13 protein-coding genes and 1 pseudogene are annotated in these 18861 nt (G+C 52.4%); 13 read left to right on the plus strand and 1 reads right to left on the minus strand.

Annotation, left to right across the window (positions count from 1 at the left end):
• Positions 1 to 900: 900 nt before the first annotated feature.
• The 7 genes and pseudogenes from GE107_RS14050 (at position 901) to GE107_RS14085 (ending at position 9646) form a co-directional block, all read left to right on the plus strand.
• Positions 901 to 1587, plus strand: a complete 687-nt coding sequence (locus GE107_RS14050) for a DedA family protein (protein ID WP_219640614.1) — start codon at positions 901 to 903, stop codon at positions 1585 to 1587.
• A 109-nt stretch (positions 1588 to 1696) separates the two neighbouring features.
• Positions 1697 to 2881 carry an MGDG synthase family glycosyltransferase gene (locus tag GE107_RS14055; RefSeq protein ID WP_219640615.1) on the plus strand — a complete coding sequence of 395 codons (1185 nt, stop codon included), beginning with the start codon at positions 1697 to 1699 and terminating at the stop codon, positions 2879 to 2881.
• A 70-nt stretch (positions 2882 to 2951) separates the two neighbouring features.
• Positions 2952 to 3329 (plus strand): Mu transposase C-terminal domain-containing protein, encoded by a 378-nt coding sequence (locus GE107_RS14060; RefSeq protein ID WP_219640616.1) that lies wholly within the window; start codon positions 2952 to 2954, stop codon positions 3327 to 3329.
• Positions 3330 to 3442: 113 nt separating this feature from the next.
• A pseudogene (locus GE107_RS14070) lies at positions 3443 to 4126 on the plus strand (ExeA family protein).
• 342 nt (positions 4127 to 4468) lie between these two features.
• Positions 4469 to 6154 carry a type 2 periplasmic-binding domain-containing protein gene (locus tag GE107_RS14075; protein WP_219640619.1) on the plus strand — a complete coding sequence of 562 codons (1686 nt, stop codon included), beginning with the start codon at positions 4469 to 4471 and terminating at the stop codon, positions 6152 to 6154.
• Positions 6155 to 6263: 109 nt separating this feature from the next.
• On the plus strand, positions 6264 to 8048 hold the full coding sequence (locus GE107_RS14080) for a cache domain-containing sensor histidine kinase (RefSeq protein ID WP_219640620.1): 1785 nt from the start codon (positions 6264 to 6266) through the stop codon (positions 8046 to 8048).
• Positions 8049 to 8050: 2 nt separating this feature from the next.
• Positions 8051 to 9646: a response regulator gene (locus GE107_RS14085; protein WP_219640621.1), complete on the plus strand. Its 1596-nt coding sequence runs from the start codon at positions 8051 to 8053 to the stop codon at positions 9644 to 9646.
• Between the two features lie 90 nt (positions 9647 to 9736).
• Here GE107_RS14085 and GE107_RS27155 read toward each other — a convergent pair whose 3' ends face one another.
• A complete protein-coding gene (locus tag GE107_RS27155) occupies positions 9737 to 10033 on the minus strand; it encodes a helix-turn-helix domain-containing protein (RefSeq protein WP_370636421.1) in 297 nt (98 codons plus the stop codon).
• A gap of 253 nt (positions 10034 to 10286) precedes the next feature.
• Here GE107_RS27155 and GE107_RS14095 point away from each other — a divergent pair, with 253 nt between their 5' ends.
• The 6 genes from GE107_RS14095 to GE107_RS14120 all read left to right on the plus strand — a co-directional run bounded on the left by GE107_RS14095 (position 10287) and on the right by GE107_RS14120 (position 18655).
• A complete protein-coding gene (locus tag GE107_RS14095; protein WP_219640623.1) occupies positions 10287 to 11249 on the plus strand; it encodes an ABC transporter permease in 963 nt (320 codons plus the stop codon).
• A gap of 11 nt (positions 11250 to 11260) precedes the next feature.
• Entirely contained in the window at positions 11261 to 12157 is an 897-nt protein-coding gene (locus GE107_RS14100; protein ID WP_219640624.1) for a carbohydrate ABC transporter permease, read from the plus strand.
• A gap of 64 nt (positions 12158 to 12221) precedes the next feature.
• Complete coding sequence (locus tag GE107_RS14105; RefSeq protein ID WP_219640625.1) at positions 12222 to 13925, plus strand: ABC transporter substrate-binding protein; 1704 nt, start codon at positions 12222 to 12224, stop codon at positions 13923 to 13925.
• A gap of 170 nt (positions 13926 to 14095) precedes the next feature.
• Complete coding sequence (locus tag GE107_RS14110) at positions 14096 to 16087, plus strand: beta-galactosidase (protein WP_219640865.1); 1992 nt, start codon at positions 14096 to 14098, stop codon at positions 16085 to 16087.
• A gap of 110 nt (positions 16088 to 16197) precedes the next feature.
• Entirely contained in the window at positions 16198 to 16644 is a 447-nt protein-coding gene (locus tag GE107_RS14115) for a family 43 glycosylhydrolase (protein ID WP_219640626.1), read from the plus strand.
• Positions 16631 to 18655 (plus strand): glycoside hydrolase family 3 protein, encoded by a 2025-nt coding sequence (locus GE107_RS14120; protein WP_219640627.1) that lies wholly within the window; start codon positions 16631 to 16633, stop codon positions 18653 to 18655. The genes GE107_RS14115 and GE107_RS14120 overlap by 14 nt, the downstream gene beginning before the upstream one ends.
• The last annotated feature ends 206 nt before the right edge of the window (positions 18656 to 18861 follow it).

Below are 18861 nucleotides of genomic sequence, written 5' to 3' on the forward strand. Positions count from 1 at the left end.
GCAAACCGCAAACCGCAAACCGCAAACCGCAAACCGCAAACCGCAAACCGCAAACCGCAAACCGCAAACCGCAAACCGCAAACCGCAAACCGCAAACCGCAAACCGCAAACCGCAAACCGCAAACCGTTCTCCTTATTATGCGAACTAAGAGCTGAAATACAATTAATTTTCTCAGAACCCCTGCTTTTTGATGGACTAAGAGCCAGAATACAGTTAGTTTGCCCGTACATACCTTGATTTCGGCTCAAATGCCGCAGCTAGTTGTATTTTGGCTTTTAGGCATCGAAAATGACGGGTATTTCCGAGAAATAACTGCATTTCGGTTGTTAGCTGTTGGCGGGCAGCGCTTGACCGGTAACCATGCCCATCGCGAACAATTTGGGTAGTCTTCCGCATCTTACTTCCGGGGGCGGTAGAAGACGCCGACATCCCCTTGCTCGCTCGCCGTGAACCCGTTCTGGAGAAGACATAACACGGCGTCCCTTACCGGGGCTCCCGCTCGGATAAACCTTCTGCAGGGGGCGCTGCCGAGGATCTTGAATTTGCCGATGTTCGCGAAATTGGATTTGCTCCTGACGATGATCACGACATTCGGAAATCAGCTCATCGGAACAGCTCCTTAACGTATTCGAATGATACGACAAGGTATTCTTGCTCTCCCAACCTTGACGCGGCGGATACGCACGAAACAACTCAAACACGCCAGATAAGTCCCCCCAAGCCGCAGGCTACCGCACACCTCCGTCCGACTCCCGTCTCCCTGTCCAGTCCGCCCCCAGACTTAAGTCCGTGGTGGGAACCGAACTCCGGTTGGTGCCATACGGAGAAAACGGCCGCTAGAATGAAAATATCGCCAGATTCAAGAATGGCAGGTTATGAAGCATGAACACGATTGAGATATGGATGGAGCAATTCGGGTATATGGCCTTGTTCTTCGGCTTGATGCTCGAATACATCGCTCTCCCGTTTCCCGGCGAGCTGGTTATGGGGTATTCGGCTACCTGGTTTACGAAGGACGGCTTCATCTGCTGCTTGCCGTATCGCTCGCGTGGCTCGGAACCTCGATCGGCACGACCGTCACGTACTTCGCCGGGCGCAGGCTTGGGCATCCGTTCCTCGCCAAACACGGCCCTAAGCTGTTTCTAGGTCCGAAGAAGCTGGCGAGAGCGACGGGCAGCTTCGAGAAATACGGAAGCAAGCTGCTGTTCTTATCGTTCTTCGTCCCGGGCGTGCGGCATTTTACCGGTTATTTGGCGGGCATGCTGAACGTTCCTTTCCGGAAGTACGCGCTCTATACGTATAGCGGAGCCCTGCTCTGGACCGTTGTCTTCATCGTCGGGGGCCGCCTGCTCGGATCTCAATGGGAACAGATCCACGAGATCGCGTCCCGCTACGGCGGGGATGTGCTGCTATATGCGGCGGTGCTCGCCTGGCTCATTTATTCGTACCGCAGCGCCATCCACGATCCGGCGAACCGGATGCTTCGGAAGAGGAACGGCGGCGACCCGCCAAGATGGAGCTGGCTGTTCATCGGAGCGTTGGGCTCCGCGGCGGGGATGTTCGTGCTCTCGGCCCATTTGCCATAAAGCACGGTTAGGCTGTGAAGGAGGGTTAGAGGTGTGGGATAAGACGCCGCACCAGATCCACCAGCTTCACCAGATATCCGGGAAGAACGAACAAACGAGGTGATCCGAAATGAAACCGACGACGAAGCCCAAAATCCTGATCCTCTCCGGCGCCCTCGGGGACGGGCACAAGCAGGCGGCGCGGGCGATCCGGGAAGCGGCCTTGGCCGACCATCCGGGGATGGAAGTCGAGGAAGTCGACTACATGGAATGGACGCATCCCCGCCTGCACGTGGCGGGCAAATTCTTCTACGAGCAATGGATGAAGAAGCTTCCGTCCTTATACGGCTACCTGTTTCAGAGAACGCGCGGCGACAACCTCTTCTCAAGCTTGGTGAAACGGGCTAAAACTTACAGCTTGGAGCGGATGCAGCAGCTATTGATGGAGAAACAGCCTTCCGTCGTCGTCAGCACGTTCCCGCTTGCCGCCGCGGCGATGTCTGCGTTCAAAGCCCAAGGCCTGACCGGCCTGCCGGCCGTCACGGTAATCACCGATCATACGGACCATAGCTTCTGGATTCATCCGCACACGGACCGATATATCGTCGGCTCCGATCCCGTCCGCAAGGCGCTGTTGCGCAAGGGGGTTCCTGCTGATCGTATTTCGGCGACAGGCATTCCCGTCCGTCTCCCCTATCACCGATCGTATGATCGCGTCCAGTTGCGGAGGCGGCACGGATTCGACCGCACGCGGCCGACGGTGCTCGTAATGGGCGGGGGACTCGGCATGATCGACAAAGATTTCGTCGGATTGCTCAAGTCGGGCCAATTCGCCGGCGACGCGCAGTTCATCGTCGTATGCGGGCGCAACGTCAAGCTGCGGGAGCAGCTCGAAGAGAAGCTCACCCATGCGGCGGGCCGCGTGCACGTGTTAGGCTATGTGGAGCACGTTCATGAGCTGATGGCGCTCTCCGACCTGATCGTGACCAAGCCCGGCGGCTTGACCACGTCCGAAGCGCTGTCGCTCGAGCTGCCGATGCTCCTCTTCAAGCCGCTTCCCGGGCAGGAGAAGGACAACGCGGCGTATCTCGCCGGAATCGGCGCCGCGGTAGAAGCCGGAAGCGCGGCGGAACTCGCGCGGATCCTGACGGGCTTGCTTACGGAGCGCGAGCGGCTCGACGGGATGAAGCGGCAGGCGGCCCTGTTCCGGCCGAACTCTCCTTCGCCGGACGCCGTGCGCGCGATCCTAGAAGCCAAACACGCGGGATTCCCGGTATGGGAGGAGGCCTCCGAACCGGTGTGCGCGAAAGCTTAATACGGCCGGCAAAGAGGCGAATCTCCCCGAATGATCCCTTTTCCGAACAGATGACCGCAAATGTGATATAATGTCAAAAGCGCCGAGAAAAACCGAAATTTCGGGAATCCTCGGCGTTTTCGACAAAACGGGATGCATCTCACTCCTCGGCTGTTCGTACGAGGTAGAGACGAAGCTTGCTGGTTCGCAGATTCAGGTGCGATTTGATCCGCACGATCTGACCTTAATCCAAGTATGGAAAGACAGCGTCCGCTTTCAGGATGCGAAGCCGCTGAAACTCCGCGACCCCAGGCAGAAGACAAAGAAAACCGAACAACAGACGGAACAGAAACCTCCGAAAACAGGATTAAACTATGTAGAATTGCTGGCCGAGGAACAAAACCGGCAAATCCGTGAAGCACAGGCGGCGAAGCTTTCCCTCGCCATGAAAGAGGTGAAGCAGCCATGATCCGTAGTTTTTTCGGGTGGGAGCGAACCCCGTTTACGAGGGAGATTGAAATTCGGCACCTTCACCGCTCCAAGCGCTTCGAAGAATGCGTAGCGAGGCTGCAGTATATGGTGATGACCAGGTCGATTGGCTGCGTCACCGGAGAGATTGGCACTGGCAAATCTACGGCCATCCGCTGTCTGAAGGACCAGCTCGACGCGAATAAATACCGGTTTATGTACGTCTCGGATGCCAATCTGAAACCGAGGGATTTTTACCGCGAGTAGCTTCACTACTTCGGTCTGCCGCCCAAATTTCTGCGCAGTGAAGCCAAGAGGCAGTTTCAGCATCTGGTGTGGGATCTATATGGGAACCAGCAAAAGATAGCCGTTATTGTGGTGGATGAAGCCCACTTGCTTTCCGGTGACATGCTTCAGGAGATTCGCTTTTTGACTAACTTTCAGATGGACTCTGTTTCGCCGCTGGCCCTTTTGCTGATTGGACAGCCGGAACTGCAAGCTACGTTGCAACTGCGCGTTTTTAAGCCGATTACGCAGCGGATGAACGTGCGATTTCATTTGGAGGGCCTGTCCCTGCAGGAATGTCGTGACTATATTTCACACCAATTGGAGGTGGCCGGCAGTACCCATCCGGTCTTTACGACCGAGGCCATGGATGCGATCTACGCTCACACCCGGGGCATTAGCCGGGAGATAAACAACGTCTTCACCGCCGCGCTTCTTGACGCTGTGCTACGCAAAGACAAGCTCATTGATGCGATTCACGTCACACGCATCTTGAGCGAGTTTAAGGATTAGTGAAGGAGATGGCCTCGATGTATGAACTGCGGTTTCACGGCGAAACCCGCCGCTGGCGCATCTATGACGGAATGAAAGTCTTATACCCCCCTGCATTGCGGCGATCCTCTGGTACGTTGCATTCGGCGGCACAAAGTTCCGGCTCCATACCAAGACAAAATACAATGTGCTAGTACTGAACTGACCTGCTCTTGCGAGCAGGTTTTCTTTATGCGACCATGTCGGTAGGCGACTCTTGAACGCCATGGCTATGTCGGCGACGAAAACAAAAAACCACCGTCATTGGCGGTTCCGATTTAACCGACAATTAAAGTGGCTGATGACAGAAAGGGGAGGTGGAACATGAAGTTCAAAACAGGTGTAAGGAAAAGTACAATCGCACTAACCGCGGCAGTCCTGTTGGCTCTGGCCGCCGGCTGCTCAAACAACAGCAACGGTAATACAGGAACTGGGGATACCCAAAAGAGTTCGGACAGCACGAAAAGCTCAGCAGATGCTGCGGGCTCCCGCGGCTTTAAGCTTTGGATGGGCTGGTCGGCAACGGTTAACAACGACAGCTTGATTCAACAACTTTGGAGAACAGAGAAACCGGGTCTTGATGTTCAAGTTGAAGCCACGCAGGGGGATGTCGTCACTGCGCTTAATCTCAAGCTGAGTACGGGCGGCTTTGATGACGCGGCTATCTTCGGGAGGAATCAGGTTGTCAATGATGCCATGAAGCATTCCAATCTCATTCAACCGCTCGAGAAGTTCTTTACCATGCCTGAGAAGTATCCGAATTTGGCCGCCATTCCGAAGGCCTATCTGGATCAGATGAAGGATGCCGACGGACATATTTGGTCGATTCCCTCCTATTTCGATACAAATCCGTCCGATCCATGGCCGGGCTGGTCCTCGAGCGCATGGTTTATCCGAACGGATATCCTTGAGAAAGTCGGCATGACGGAGAACGACCTTAAGACGCTTAAGGGAGTGGAGGCCTATTTGGAAAAGGCGGCTCAGCTGAAAGATGCATCGGGCAAGCCGCTCCTGCCGCTTGGTATTCTAACGGATGCATACGACGAGAATACGGTATTGGCTGCTTTCGGCGTGACGGTTGCTTCGGTGGGAGGCGTTACTCCGGTACAAAAAGACGGCAGCAACTTTATCTTTGAGTATGACAATCCAGGTTTCAAAGCCGCTTATAAGTGGATGAACAGCATGTATCGCAAAGGGCTTATCGATCCCGAGTCTATAACCGATAAAAGTGAAAGGTTTAAAGAAAAGAACAAGAGCGGCCGCTATGCGATGAATATCGGGAGCTTCTGGAACTTCAATCAGTATTTATGGGAGCAGTTGGACGGTCCGACTTCGGCAGGCTGGTTTTATAAACCGATTCCGTATCCTCAAGTCGATGGCGTCAGCAAGCTTGGTATCACACAAATCGTCAATCCGTATCCGGCCTACGATACGTATATCAGCAAAAATACGAAGAACCTCGATGCAATTTTGAAGTTTTTTGATTGGACATTAACGCCGAAGCCGGAGCAAAGCATGATTGTCGGTGAAGGACCAGTCGGGAAATATTGGAGTTGGGTAGACCAGCCTCTCGGTAAATGGAAATTCATTGATCCAAAATACAAAGAGTTGCGTAACTCCGGCGATCCAGCCAAGAAAGCGCAAGCTCAAACGGATCTTTGGCCGGCGTCGACCTACAGTAACAAGTTTACTCCTTGGTGGAACTATGCAGAGGGCGATCATGCGGGATTTGCCAAAACCGCTGAGTTTACGAAACAGATCGGTCAGATGGGCACAACCCGGGTTGCGGAGAAGTCCGACATGGTGAAGGCCAAAGCTGGAGGCGCTTGGGAAAAATATTTACCGGAGCTTGGGAATGTATATAAAGAGTATCGGGCCAAGCTGATGATGGCCAAGGACGATGCGCAATTCGAGCAGGCTTGGAAGGATTTCAATTCAGCACTCGAGATACGCGCACATTGGAGCGAGCTCAAGCAAGAGTGGAACAAATTGTACCAAGAGACCAAGTAAGAAGAACTGAACGCTTTCGCTTTTAATGGAGCAGCCCTGCGTATGGGGATGCTCCCTTTCCAGTTTCACGGCTGTGCGACCGACGGTCGGAAGAATGGGAGAATGACTAATGCGACATTGGATTGAGAGACACATCATTCGTTTGACCCGTACCATGAAGCTTCGCGGCAAAATTGTCGTGTTTTATGGCCTGGTCGTATTCATTCCTACCGTTATTTTGGGGGTCGGCACCGGGTATCTGGCGCTTCAAAACGTCCGGGACAACTATATGCTCACGATCAATGAAGCAGTAAGGCAAACGGCGCAGAGCGTCGAGTTCCGGAAACAAAGCTATGATCTTCTTGTTACCCGGACGGGTTCGGACGGCGAACTCATTTCCAGGCTGGCCCGGACGTATGGGAATATGTCCGACCAGCTTGATTCCGTTAATTACGTCGACCGTTCGTTCACGCTCATGAGCCAGTATTTGCCAGGGATCATAAATTTTCGGATTTATCATGCCAACCCTACCTTCGTTGAAGACGGAGGGCTGCTATGGAAGCCGGCCGACAGAGCGTTGGCGGGCGTGGACGAGACATCCTGGTACCGCAGCGTCATGAACTCGCCGTTCGTATTGCAATGGTCCGCCGTACAGGGGGCGGGCGCCCAACTGATCGTCTCGCGAAAAATCATGAACGCGGGCGGGGACGTCCTTGGCGCCATCTATATGCTCCTGAATTATGACAGCGTATTCGGCGAGTTGATGGATAGACCCTTTAACGGCTCGGGAAGCTTGTATCTCTTGGACGAGCACGATCGAATTATCGCAGCCTCGGATCGATCCATACTCGGCGAGCCGGTTACGGCTACCGCGCTGTCCAAGCTCTGGGCGAGTGTTGATAGCACCGAGAGCATCACGGACGATGACAAGTATTTTACGGTACGGTTCATAAACGGAGGTTGGAAAGTCGCCGCGCTTATCCAGATGCGGCAATTGGAGAAGCAATCCGCCATGACCGTGTACAGCATCGTGGCCATCACGGTGTTCTTCCTTTTCCTCTCTACGTTCCTTGTCTTGATCGTACTGAAGAATGTCGTTCATCGCATTCGGAAATTAGGTGATCGGATGAGCGATATCTCCAAAGGCGATTTCGACGTATCCGTGCGAAGCTGGAGCCGGGACGAGGTCGGGGACCTGGAAATGATGTTTAATCGGATGGCCGGCCGACTCGGGAACTTGGTTGACATGCTCAGCGGGGCCAGATTAAAAGAGAAAGAGTCGTCGTTTCAAGCCCTTCAAGCGCAGATCAATCCGCATTTTATCTATAATTCGCTTAGTCTGCTTCATTGGCGGGCTCTTGATCAAGGGGATCAGATCCAGGTGGAGACCATCGAAGCCTTGACGACCTTTTACCGATTCGCACTGAATAACAAATCTAACGTTGCGTTAATCAAGGATGAGCTCGAGCATGTGCGGGCCTATCTGGACATTCAGCGGCTCCGCTATCCGGGACGCGTTCGCGTTGACTGGGAGGTGGATGAAGAAGTGTTGGACTTGTATTCGATCAAGCTGATCTTGCAGCCGATCGTTGAGAATGCCTATATTCACGGGCAAATCTTTACGCGTCCCGATGCCTGTATTGCCATCTGTATCAAGCTATTCGATAACGAGGTCCGCTTTCAAGTCAGAGACAATGGGATTGGCATGGATCCATCCACGCTTACGCTCATTCGGAACGGCGAAAAAGCGGGAACGGGCAACGGTTTCGGGCTAGCGAACATAAGTGAACGACTGCATTTATATTTTGGCAACGCCGGTAAACTGAAGATCGATAGTGCGCTAGATGCAGGGACGGTAGTCACGATCGAGATGCCTGTCTGTACGGACAAGCCGCACATTCAACAGGAGGGATAATCTTGCTGCAAGCACTCATTGTGGATGACGAGCTACCCCATGTTCAGGGGCTTATCCGGCATATCCCTTGGGCGAGTCTCGGTTTCACCGTTCCACTTGCCGCGGAAAGCGGCGAATCGGCAATCCCTCTTCTTCAAGGCAATAAGATCGATGTGCTGATCACCGATGTATGCATGCCCGGCATGAACGGTATCGAGCTCGCTGCCGTGGCTAAATCCATACATCCGGAAATTCAGATTCTGATCATCAGCGGCTACAATGAATTCGAATTTGCGCAGGAAGCCATCGAAGTGGGGGCGCAAGGGTACGTGCTGAAGCCTCTTAAACTGGGGGAAATCGAGCGCAAGCTGACCGCATTCCGGCAAACCTCGGAGAACATCAAACAAATCAACGAACAAACGTTACGGCTCAAAGCGATGGTGTCGGACAAGCAGGAGCTGCTCAAGGAGTCTTTCATTTTTGATTTGCTGGAAGAAGAGCCAATGGAGGATGACATGCTGGCCTCTTGGTGCAGGCTTCTAAATCTCCCCGAATTGAAGGACGGAATTCAGCTCATTGTAGTGGCGCTAGATGACTACACCGCTTCCGGCAGTGACGCCAAGAGCCGGCTGGTGCTGAATTCGGCTCTTCTGCAATCGGTTTCCGTTGCCCTGCAAGAAATGGGTGTCGTCCTGGTTTCGAGGCTTAGGCCCGACGGGGTTGCAGCCATTTTGGTAAATCCGACGCCCGACAAGAGGAGCTCTATCGACAAACAAATGATTTTCGTCCAGGACTATATGCGGAATACCTGCCAAGTGTCGGTTACGGTCGGCGTCAGTCGGGAAGGTCGTGTTTGGACGGAGGTAGGGCAGCTTTACCGGGAGATCAAACATACGGTCGCCGATGCCCGTCAGGGTGGGAACGGTCTGCTTGTTCATGTCGGAAGAATGGAGCGGAAGGCTTACGAGGACTTTAGGCTGCGCGAAAACCTGCTTCCCGGCTTGCTCACACTCGCGGAAAGCGATGAGCCGGATCGGCTGCTCGAAGAGGTCGGACGGGCATTTGAGGAAATGGACGCCAAATCCCAATCGTTCGCTTATATTCAGTCTTTCAGTATAAGCTTGCTTGGCGAGCTGTCCCGCAAGCTATGGAATGACATGGAAGCGGTCACCTATCTAAGCAACCGCGCTTTGCATCGGCTATTGGAATGCAAAGCGGTCGGTTCGCTGAAGGACATCGTTCTCGAAACGATCGACTCGGCTTTCGTGATTGCGCGGAAAGAGCGAACGGTACAGCAGCATCACCTCATCCATCGCATCGCCTCTTACATTGAAGATCAGCTGCCGATCAGCGTGACGGTCAAGCAGCTGGCAGACACGTTTCATTTTAGCGCAGGGTATTTAAGCGTTTTGTTCAAGAAGGAAACGGGGCAGACGATTTCCGACTACGTAAAGGGCTTGAAAATGAAAAAAGCGAAGGAATTGCTTCAAGACCCGACGATCAAGATTTACGAGGTAGCTGATCGAGTCGGCTTTCAGACTCCCGCTTACTTCACCTATCAATTTAAAAAAAGCGAAGGCTACACACCTCAGGAATATCGGGACCGATATTACAGATGATATTTTTTTAGCCCAATCCTGATCGTATAATTCCACGCGCTACGTTTCTTATAAGGATCTCAAGAAAGTAACAGCTGACCTGAAGCCGATCTACAAGGCCGCGACGGAGGAAATGGCGCTGGTGGGGCTCGATTGATTGAGATACTTCACGGGAGTAATCACTACCAGCCTTCGAAATGTAGATACGAAGTGACTGGAATCCAGAAAGCCGACCTGAGAGGCGATTGCCTTCACAGTGAGGCTTTCTTTATTGATCAGTAGTTCTTTTGCTTTCTGAAAGCGAAAATGAATCAAAAACTGATACGGGCTCATGCCGGCGGCGGAACGAAAAGTCAAGTCATTAAGAAGGTTGAATATAACGGAACAAGAGTGAAAGCCGGCAAACATCTTATCAAATTGATAGAAATCTAATCGTTGTTAGCTACCTTCTAGTCTGGTCCATTCGTAAAATGAAGACGCAAGGGTGTATAAATATCGCTGGCAGTACCTCATGATTTTGCCGGCAGTTTTGTCGCTTTTTCTGTTCAATTATGTTCCGATGGCGGGCATCCAAATCGCGTTCAAGGACTTTGCGATCGGGTCGGTAAAAGTCGTTTCGATTAGGATAGACACATGAGAGAAATGAAATAGGAGGACACAAATGGAATCGCTTACAACAGAGATTACTCGACCAGCGGAGGGTAAAAAGCGTAAGCATCGCTTTTGGTATACCATGCTTCAGCAGCGCTACTTATATTTAATGTCAGTCCCGTTCGTCATTTGGCTCATCATTTTCAGCTATGTACCAATATGGGGATGGCTGGTTGCTTTTCAAAATTACAAGCCGGGGAAATCGATTTTTGATCAAAAATGGATCGGTCTAAAATCATTCATTGAATTATTTTCCGATGAAAGATTTTATCATGTGCTGCGCAACACGTTAGCCATGAGCGTGATGGGTCTGATCGTCGGATTTACCGTTCCTATTATATTTGCTTTGCTGCTCAATGAACTTCGGGGGCGATGGTTCAAAAGATCGATTCAGACGATCTCGTACTTGCCTCACTTCGTTTCATGGGTTGTTGTAGCCGGACTGATAACGAAGATGTTATCCGTGGATGGTGGAGCTGTCAACCAACTGCTTATGTCATTGCATCTTATCGATAAACCGATTCAGTTTATGGCGAAAGGCGAATGGTTTTGGGGAATTGTCACGATATCCGACATGTGGAAAGAGACAGGTTGGTCCTCCATTATTTATATAGCGGCTATGGCTGGAATCGATCCGGAGCAATACGAAGCCGCAACCGTGGATGGGGCAGGAAGGTTTCGACGCATGTGGCATATTACTTTGCCGGGCATTCGTCCTACTTTCATGGTGTTGTTCATTTTGTCCATCGGGAACCTGATCAGCATCGGGTTCGAGAAACAATTTCTGCTAGGCAACCCTCTAGTTTCGGATTACTCGGAAGTTATAGATTTATACGCCTTAAACTATGGTATCGGATTATCCCGCTATTCATACGGAACGGCAATCGGGATTTTCAATTCGGTAATCAGTATCATTCTTGTCTTTACAGCTAACGGCATTTACAAACGAGTAACGAAAGAAACGATCATTTAGGAGTGAGTTCGATGCAAGGCTTGGTACAAAAGAATATTTCCGACCGGATTTTCGATACCTGCTTATATGTGGTCATGACGATCGTATTAATCGTAACGCTTTATCCATTCCTGAATGTGTTGGCCATTTCGTTAAACGATTCTATGGACACCGTTAAGGGAGGGTTGACAATTTGGCCGAGACAATTTACGTTGAAAAACTACGAAACGATATTCAAATTTGAAGGTTTGGTGATCGGCTTCCGCAACTCGGTTATCCGAACTGTGTTGGGCGCGATCATCGGAGTATTGACAGCCTCCATGGTGGCTTATACTTTAAGCCGGCGTGAATTTCAGGCGAGACGATTGTTTTCCGTGCTTTTCGCACTGACCTTATACTTCTCAGGCGGGTTGATTCCCGGGTATTTGCTGATTCGAAATCTTGGCTTGATAGGTACATTTTGGGTCTACATCATTCCGAGCATTCTGGGCGTATTTAACGTATTCGTCATCCGCTCTTATATTGACGGACTTCCGAATGCACTTCAAGAATCGGCTAAAATCGACGGAGCCAATGATTTTACGATCTTCTGGAGGATTATCCTGCCGCTTTGCCAGCCGGTTTTGGCGACCATTGCTCTGTTTGTCGCAGTCGGACATTGGAATTCTTGGTTCGATACGTACCTGTATAATGCACAGAAACCGCAAAATACGACACTTCAATACGAACTGATTAAGGTGCTTCAATCGACGCAGTCCGCTACCGATTATCGGTTTAACAGCAACAATCAACAATCGATGGCCGCCGTATCTCCGGATTCGATCAAGATGGCGATTACCATGGTCGTTACCACGCCGATTTTGCTCGTATACCCTTTCTTGCAGAAGTATTTCGTTAAAGGCATAACGCTCGGCGCAGTCAAGAGTTAATTAGGTATTTACAGGGAAACCTGTTTACATATCATGATATGAAAATAAAGGGAGGCAACAAAAGATGAAAGGGAAAGTTGCAAAAATATCCAGCGTACTGATTGTAAGCGCTTTGTTGGCGACAACGGGCTGCACCAATTCGTCGCAAACAAAACCGACAACAAGTGATGCATCAACGGCTACAGCTGATCCTAAACCTGATCTTACTCCCATGACAGTAAGATTGGGAACAGGGGGGCCCTTCGATCCGTACTGGGACGAAATGCAGAGCGACGTAGGTAAAGTCATCAAAGAAAAAACCGGGATTACACTCAAAAAGGAGTTTTCCGTAGAGGGCGGCGACCCGCAAAAATATTACTCGCTCATGGTTGCGAGCAATGAATATCCGGATTTAGTTAGCGGTGGCGTAAGCCAGCTGGTTAATGCGGGAGCGGTACTCGATCTGGCGCCGCTGATTGATAAATACGGCCCGAATATCAAAAAAGTGTACGGCGATTACATGAAGCGCCTGCGCTGGAGCAATACCGACCATGCGATCTACGCACTTCCGTGGCCCGGTGTAAACGGTACGACTTTCGACGCCGGCGGCGGCTTCGAAATTCAGCATCAAGTGTTGAAAGAGCTTGGCTATCCGCAAATCAAAACCGTGAAGGACTATGAGGCAGCCCTTAAAGCATACAAGGATAAGCATCCGACCACTGCGGACGGGAAACCGACTATTGGAATGTCTCTCAACGCAGGCGAGTGGCAGATCGTAATATCCGTAACAAATCCTGCCTTTTTTACTACTGGAGCTCCGGATGATGGAGAATTCTTCATCGATCCGAAAACGTATGAAGCGAAGCTTCATTACCTTCGTCCAGAAGAGAAGGAATACTTCCGTTGGTTGAATCATATGAACGACATCGGCTTGCTGGATCCTGAAAGCTTTACACAAAAATACGACCAATATAAAGCGAAAATTGCTACAGGTCGCGTTCTGGGTATGATCGATCAAGAATGGGATTATGGCGAAGCGTTAAATACGCTTAAAAAAGAAGGGAAGTTCGATCAGACTTACGCGCATTTTCCAGTTACTTTGAATGATACGTATAAAGACCACAGCTTCCAAGACACAGGTTATATGGCGGGCCCTGGTATAAGCATTACGAAGAGCGCGAAGGACCCCGTCCGTCTCATCAAGTTCCTGGATTACTTGGCTTCGGATGAAGGTCAGGTTCTGATTAACTGGGGGATAGAAGGCGTTCACTATAAAGTGGAGAATGGCAAACGTGTCATTCCGGCCGACGTTCTCGAGAAGAAAAATAACGACGCCAATAACTTTAAGAAATCAACGGGAATAGGCAACTACACTTTGCTCTCTGCCAGTTACGGCGATGGCGTGAAGGATCCAAGCGGCAACTATTACACAACCACCTTCCCCGAACTAATTCAGGCTAAGTACAGCAAAGCTGATAAAGAAACGCTCGCGGCTTACAAAGCTTCAACTTATTTAGATTTGTGGCCGAAAAAAGAAGAGTTCCCTGTTAAGCCTTGGGGTGCAGCTTGGACAATTAATCTCGAAACTGGCTCTGAAGCGGATGTCATCAAGACGAAGTGCTTAGACATCATGAAGAAGCGCGTCCCGGAAGCGATTCTGGCGAAGCCGGACCAATTCGATGCGATCTGGGATGCTTTCATGAAGGATCTGGATAAAGCAGGTGTCCAGAAATTAAATCAGGCCTATACGCAATTGGTTAAAGACAGAATCAAGCTTTGGAACGAGTAAGGATAAAGCAGGAAAGAGCCTATTTCAATGGGCTCTTTCTTGGTTTCTTTCGAACTGCTTCGTAAAAGCCGAATTGATTCGGGGAAAATTTTGTGTGGAAATCGGGAAAAAACGGTTTGCAATGAAACAGTGTTTAGCATAGAAAACAGTGGAGGCTGATTAGGTTGAAAATGGGTGTGGATTATTATCCTGAGCATTGGGAGCGCGGCATGTGGGATCAGGATGCGGATCTGATGCAGCAGACGGGAGTCCGTCTGGTTCGCTTGGCTGAATTTTCCTGGTCTCGTCTGGAGCCGGAGGAAGGAAGGTACGATTTCGCATGGTTGGACGACGCGATCGACGTTTTCCATCAACGCGGCATCGAGGTCGTGATCGGAACTCCGACCAATACGCCGCCGAATTGGCTTGTGGATCGGTATCCCGATGTGCTTCCCGTTGATGCCTTGCTGCACCCCCGATATCCCGGGATACGCGGACACCGTTGCTATAACAGTCCCTCCATGCGCCTTTACTCGGAGAAAATTGTGGATAAGCTTGCCTCGCATTATTCGAAGCATCCGGCTGTTACCGGATGGCAGATCGATAACGAATTTGCTCTGAACGAGTGTCATTGCGACAATTGCAGCGAGCGGTTCCGAGAATGGCTGTCGGACAAGTACGGATCTGTGGAGGCTCTTAACCGCGCTTGGGGCACCGTCGTCTGGAGCGGGGAGTACAGCAGCTGGTCACAAATCAAGCCCCCGCTGGGCGGCGTCGCCTTCAAAAACCCGTCTTATTTGCTGGACTGGAAAAGGTTCGAAACGGATTCCGTCGCCGAGTTCCAGCAGCTGCAAGTGAATCTTCTTCGGAAGCGGTGTCCGGATCATTTCGTGACCCATAATATTTGGAGCTACCCGATGTCCCTTGATTACTACAAGCTCTGCGAATCGCTCGACTTTGCCTCCCTTGACTATTATCCTAACACAAGTCCGGAAAAGTCGGATACGAGCGGATACGGCGGGGCACTGACGCTGGACTTGACCCGGGGGATTAAGCGGGGCAACTTCTGGATTATGGAAACGATCAGCGGTCCGCCCGGCTGCTGGTTCCCGATGTGGCGAACGCCGCAGCCGGGGTTTATTCGGGCGTTCGCCTGGCAGTGCATAGCGCGCGGTGCCGACACACTCGTACATTTCCGCTGGAGAAGCGCTCCGGTCGGCGCCGAGCAATTCTGGCATGGCTTGATCGACCACAGCAATGTTCCGGGCCGCCGGTTCGAGGAGTACGGCAAGCTGTGCGGGGAAGTGAACCGCCTCTCTCCGCTGCTGACCGGATCGGAGGTGCATGGCGAAGCGGCCATTCTCCATTCGCACGATCAATACAATGCGCTTCAGATTCAGCCGCAGGCGGAAGGTATGGATTATTTCGACAATTTGAAGCTGTATCACCGCGCATTGACCAAGCTGGGCGTTCATACCGATGTGTTGAATACGACAGCCGATTTAAGCGGATACCGGCTAATCGTCGCCCCTTCTCTCTATTTACTCGATGAACGGGTGGCAGACCATTTGAAGGATTGCGTCCGGAGCGGGGCTACCTTGATTGTAACGAATCGCACCGGCGTTAAAAACATGAACAACGTTTGCCGGATGGAGCCGCTGCCCGGACCGCTGGCAGAAGCGGCCGGAGTGACCGTCTCGGAATACGACCCGATCGGCAAAGACGTCCACACCATTCGGGCAAAGAATGGGAAGACCTACACATGCACGCAATGGTGCGATATTTTGGAGCTCTCCGGCGCGGAACCGATCGCATGGTACGAAGACGATTTCTTCGCCGGCAAACCGGCCGCTGCGGTTCATTCTTTAGGAAGCGGCAAGGTGTATTATTTGGGGACGGTCGCCGAGGAAAGCTTTTATATGGACCTTTTCCGTGAGGCCGCTGTGGAAGCGGGCGCAAGCCTGTTCCCCGATCTGCCGGAGGGTGTTCAGATCTCGGTTCGCAATAAGAGCGAGAAGCGATATTTGTTCCTATTGAATCTTTCGCGGAAACGGCAAACGGTAACGCTCGGTCAAGCTTATCCAAGTCTTCTCAACGAGACGCGGATCGGTCCAAAGCTGGACATGGAGCCATACGCCGTTGAAATTGTCGAGCTTGCCGAAACCGGATTCCAGATCAAGTAAATTAGAAGAAGAGCAGCGGCTGTGAAATCCTGCTCTTTCATGCCTATAAAGAATTTGAAGATGTTGAGCATGAAATCATGTTGAAATGCTGAAATAGGAGGAAAGACGAGATGACCAAGGATATTAGAAAAGGGGACTTGGGGGATGGTACCTATCGGAATCCGGTGTTAGCCGGGGACTATGCCGATCCTTCCGTTTTGCGAGTAGGCGACGACTATTACATGACGCATTCCAGCTTTACGTTCGCCCCCGGGCTCTTGATTTGGCATTCGAAGGATTTGGTCAACTGGCGTCCGGTTGGCAAGGCGCTGGATCGCTATATCGGGGATGTCCGGGCACCGGATTTCATTGCTCATGAGGGCTTGTATTATATCTATGTGCCCGTGGACGGGAAAATCGTGGCGCTAACTGCGCCGGCACCCGAAGGGCCATGGAGCGAGCCTGTCCCGTTAGGCTTGGAAGCGATCGATCCGGGGCACGTGGCCGACCAAGAAGGCAACCGGTATTTGCATACCGGCGGCGGTAATATGACCAAGCTTTCCAATGACGGATCTTGATGCCGCTCTTCGGAACACATTTCGCGTCCGGTTCCGGCTTGGGGAGTTTGACCCGGCGGAACGGAATCCATATGCTGAGATCGACGAATCGGCGATCCTCCGGGCGGAGCATGCGGAGCTGGCTCGGGAGGCGGTGCAGAAAGCCGTCGTACTGCTCAAGAACGATGTGCGGACGCTGCCGCTGCAGGCTGACAAGCTGAGCAATGTTGCCGTCATCGGCCCGCTTGCCGATATCGTTTATCGCGACGGGTACAGCGGCACGCTACCTTATGCGATTACGCCGCTGCAGGGAATCCGCGAGAGGATGGCGGTGAAAACAGGCGCCGAGATGACTTGCTCCTTTGGCACTGATCTCGTGCGCATAAAGGCTGTCCGCAGCGGACAGTATGTCCGGCTCGGCGACGACGAGAAGAATACGCTCTCAGCCGACGCGGCGAGGGCGGAAGAAGGCGACGTGTTCGAGATAACGGATTGGGGCTCAGGCAGCCACACGTTAATTGCACAACGTAACGGTCGCTATCTGACGACGGATGACAAGACATTGCAAGCGTCGGCACATCTCATTTGGGGATGGTTTACGAAGGAAGTGTTTCAGGTAAAACCCGTAGATCCGGGGAGTTCGCTCTTTACCATCTCTACCTGGAATGGCATGCCCGTAACGGTCGACGAAGAGATGGGCAAGCTGCTCGTCGGTGACGGCCGTGCGGCCGAGACCGCGAACGAGATCAACGTCGGAGGCGCAGCGGAGATCGGCGGTTCGGGTGCTGGATTGCAGGCCGACACGTTCGAGATTGAACGTGTGTTGAGCGGCATTGATGCGGCTGTCGAAGCGGCTCGCAGCGCCGATGCGGCGATTGTGTTTGTCGGCAATCATCCCCTGATCAACGGCAAGGAGACGATGGACAGGCCCGACATCACGCTGGCGGAATCGCAGGAAAAGCTGGCGCTTGCGGTAATTGAGGCGAACCCGAATACGATCGTAGTGGTCGTCGGAAGCTATCCGTTCGCCCTGAACGCTCTACAAGAGAAGGCGCCGGCGATTGTGTACACGTCGCATGCGGGCCAGGAGCTCGGCCGTGCCGTTGCGGACGTTCTGTTCGGCGATACTAATCCTGCAGGCCGCGTGAACATGACGTGGTACAAGTCCGTCGATCAACTGCCGCCCTTCATGGACTACGACATCATTCGTGGCGGCCGAACGTATCAGTATTTCGAGGGCGAGCCGCTATATCCGTTCGGACACGGCCTCTCGTACAGCGAATTCCGCTACGAAGCACTGCACTTGTCGTCGGATCACGTTCAGGCTGGGACAGATACGGAAGTCTTGGTTGCCTGCCGCGTGACGAACATAAGCGACCGTAAGGGTGAAGAGGTCGTGCAGCTTTATGTACGTGCAGAGTCCTCCAGGGTTAAGCGCCCGCGCCTTCAACTGGCGGACTTCCAGCGGATTGCTCTGGCTTCGGGAGAGTCGGCGGAGGTGACGTTCCGTCTGCAGCTTGACTCGCTGGCCATCTGGGACGTGACGCGCGACCGATTCTGCGTTGAAGGTGGAGCATACACGGTCATGCTCGGCACTTCCTCCTGCGATCTACGGCTTCAAGGCCGTCTCATGGTCTCCGGTGAGACGATTCCGCCGCGCGACCTCACGAAAGTGACCAGGGCCGCGAACTACGATGCGTACCAGTGCGTTCATCTCGGCGATTGCGTCGAGGGCGGAAGCGCCGCCGTCGCTAACGGCGAAAGGGGCTGGCTTGCGTTCCATGACGCGGAACTCGGTACAGGCATCTCCGCGATCGAGTTGCGGGCCGCCGCCGTGGAGAATGCGGAGGTTGAAGTTCGGTTGGACGGACCAGACGGTCCGGTCGCAGGCAAGTGCAAGATTCCGGCAGGCGGAGAACAGGAATGGCGGAGCCTTTCCTTCGGGCTGACAGGCGTCTCCGGTCGGCGCGACGTGTACCTGATCTTGGATGGGCCGGTGTCACTCGGTTGGTTCCGAATGATGGCTGGTTAACTGGAGCGAGAATCCTTGACATTCAAGTGAAAGGCGATCAAGGGAACGTATATCAATCCGATTCTGGCAGAATGACTCTGCCGACCTTATGCCGGACTGCCTTTCCATCGACGTTTCCGCGCAAGGTCCAAGCAGTATTTGATCGAATGGTTTCCGGATCGGTTTTTTCTAAACGCGGACAGTGCCTATGAAATGACTTACGATCA

The sequence above is a fragment of the Cohnella sp. CFH 77786 genome (genome assembly GCF_019400745.1).
Classification (GTDB): Bacteria; Bacillota; Bacilli; order Paenibacillales; family Paenibacillaceae; genus Cohnella.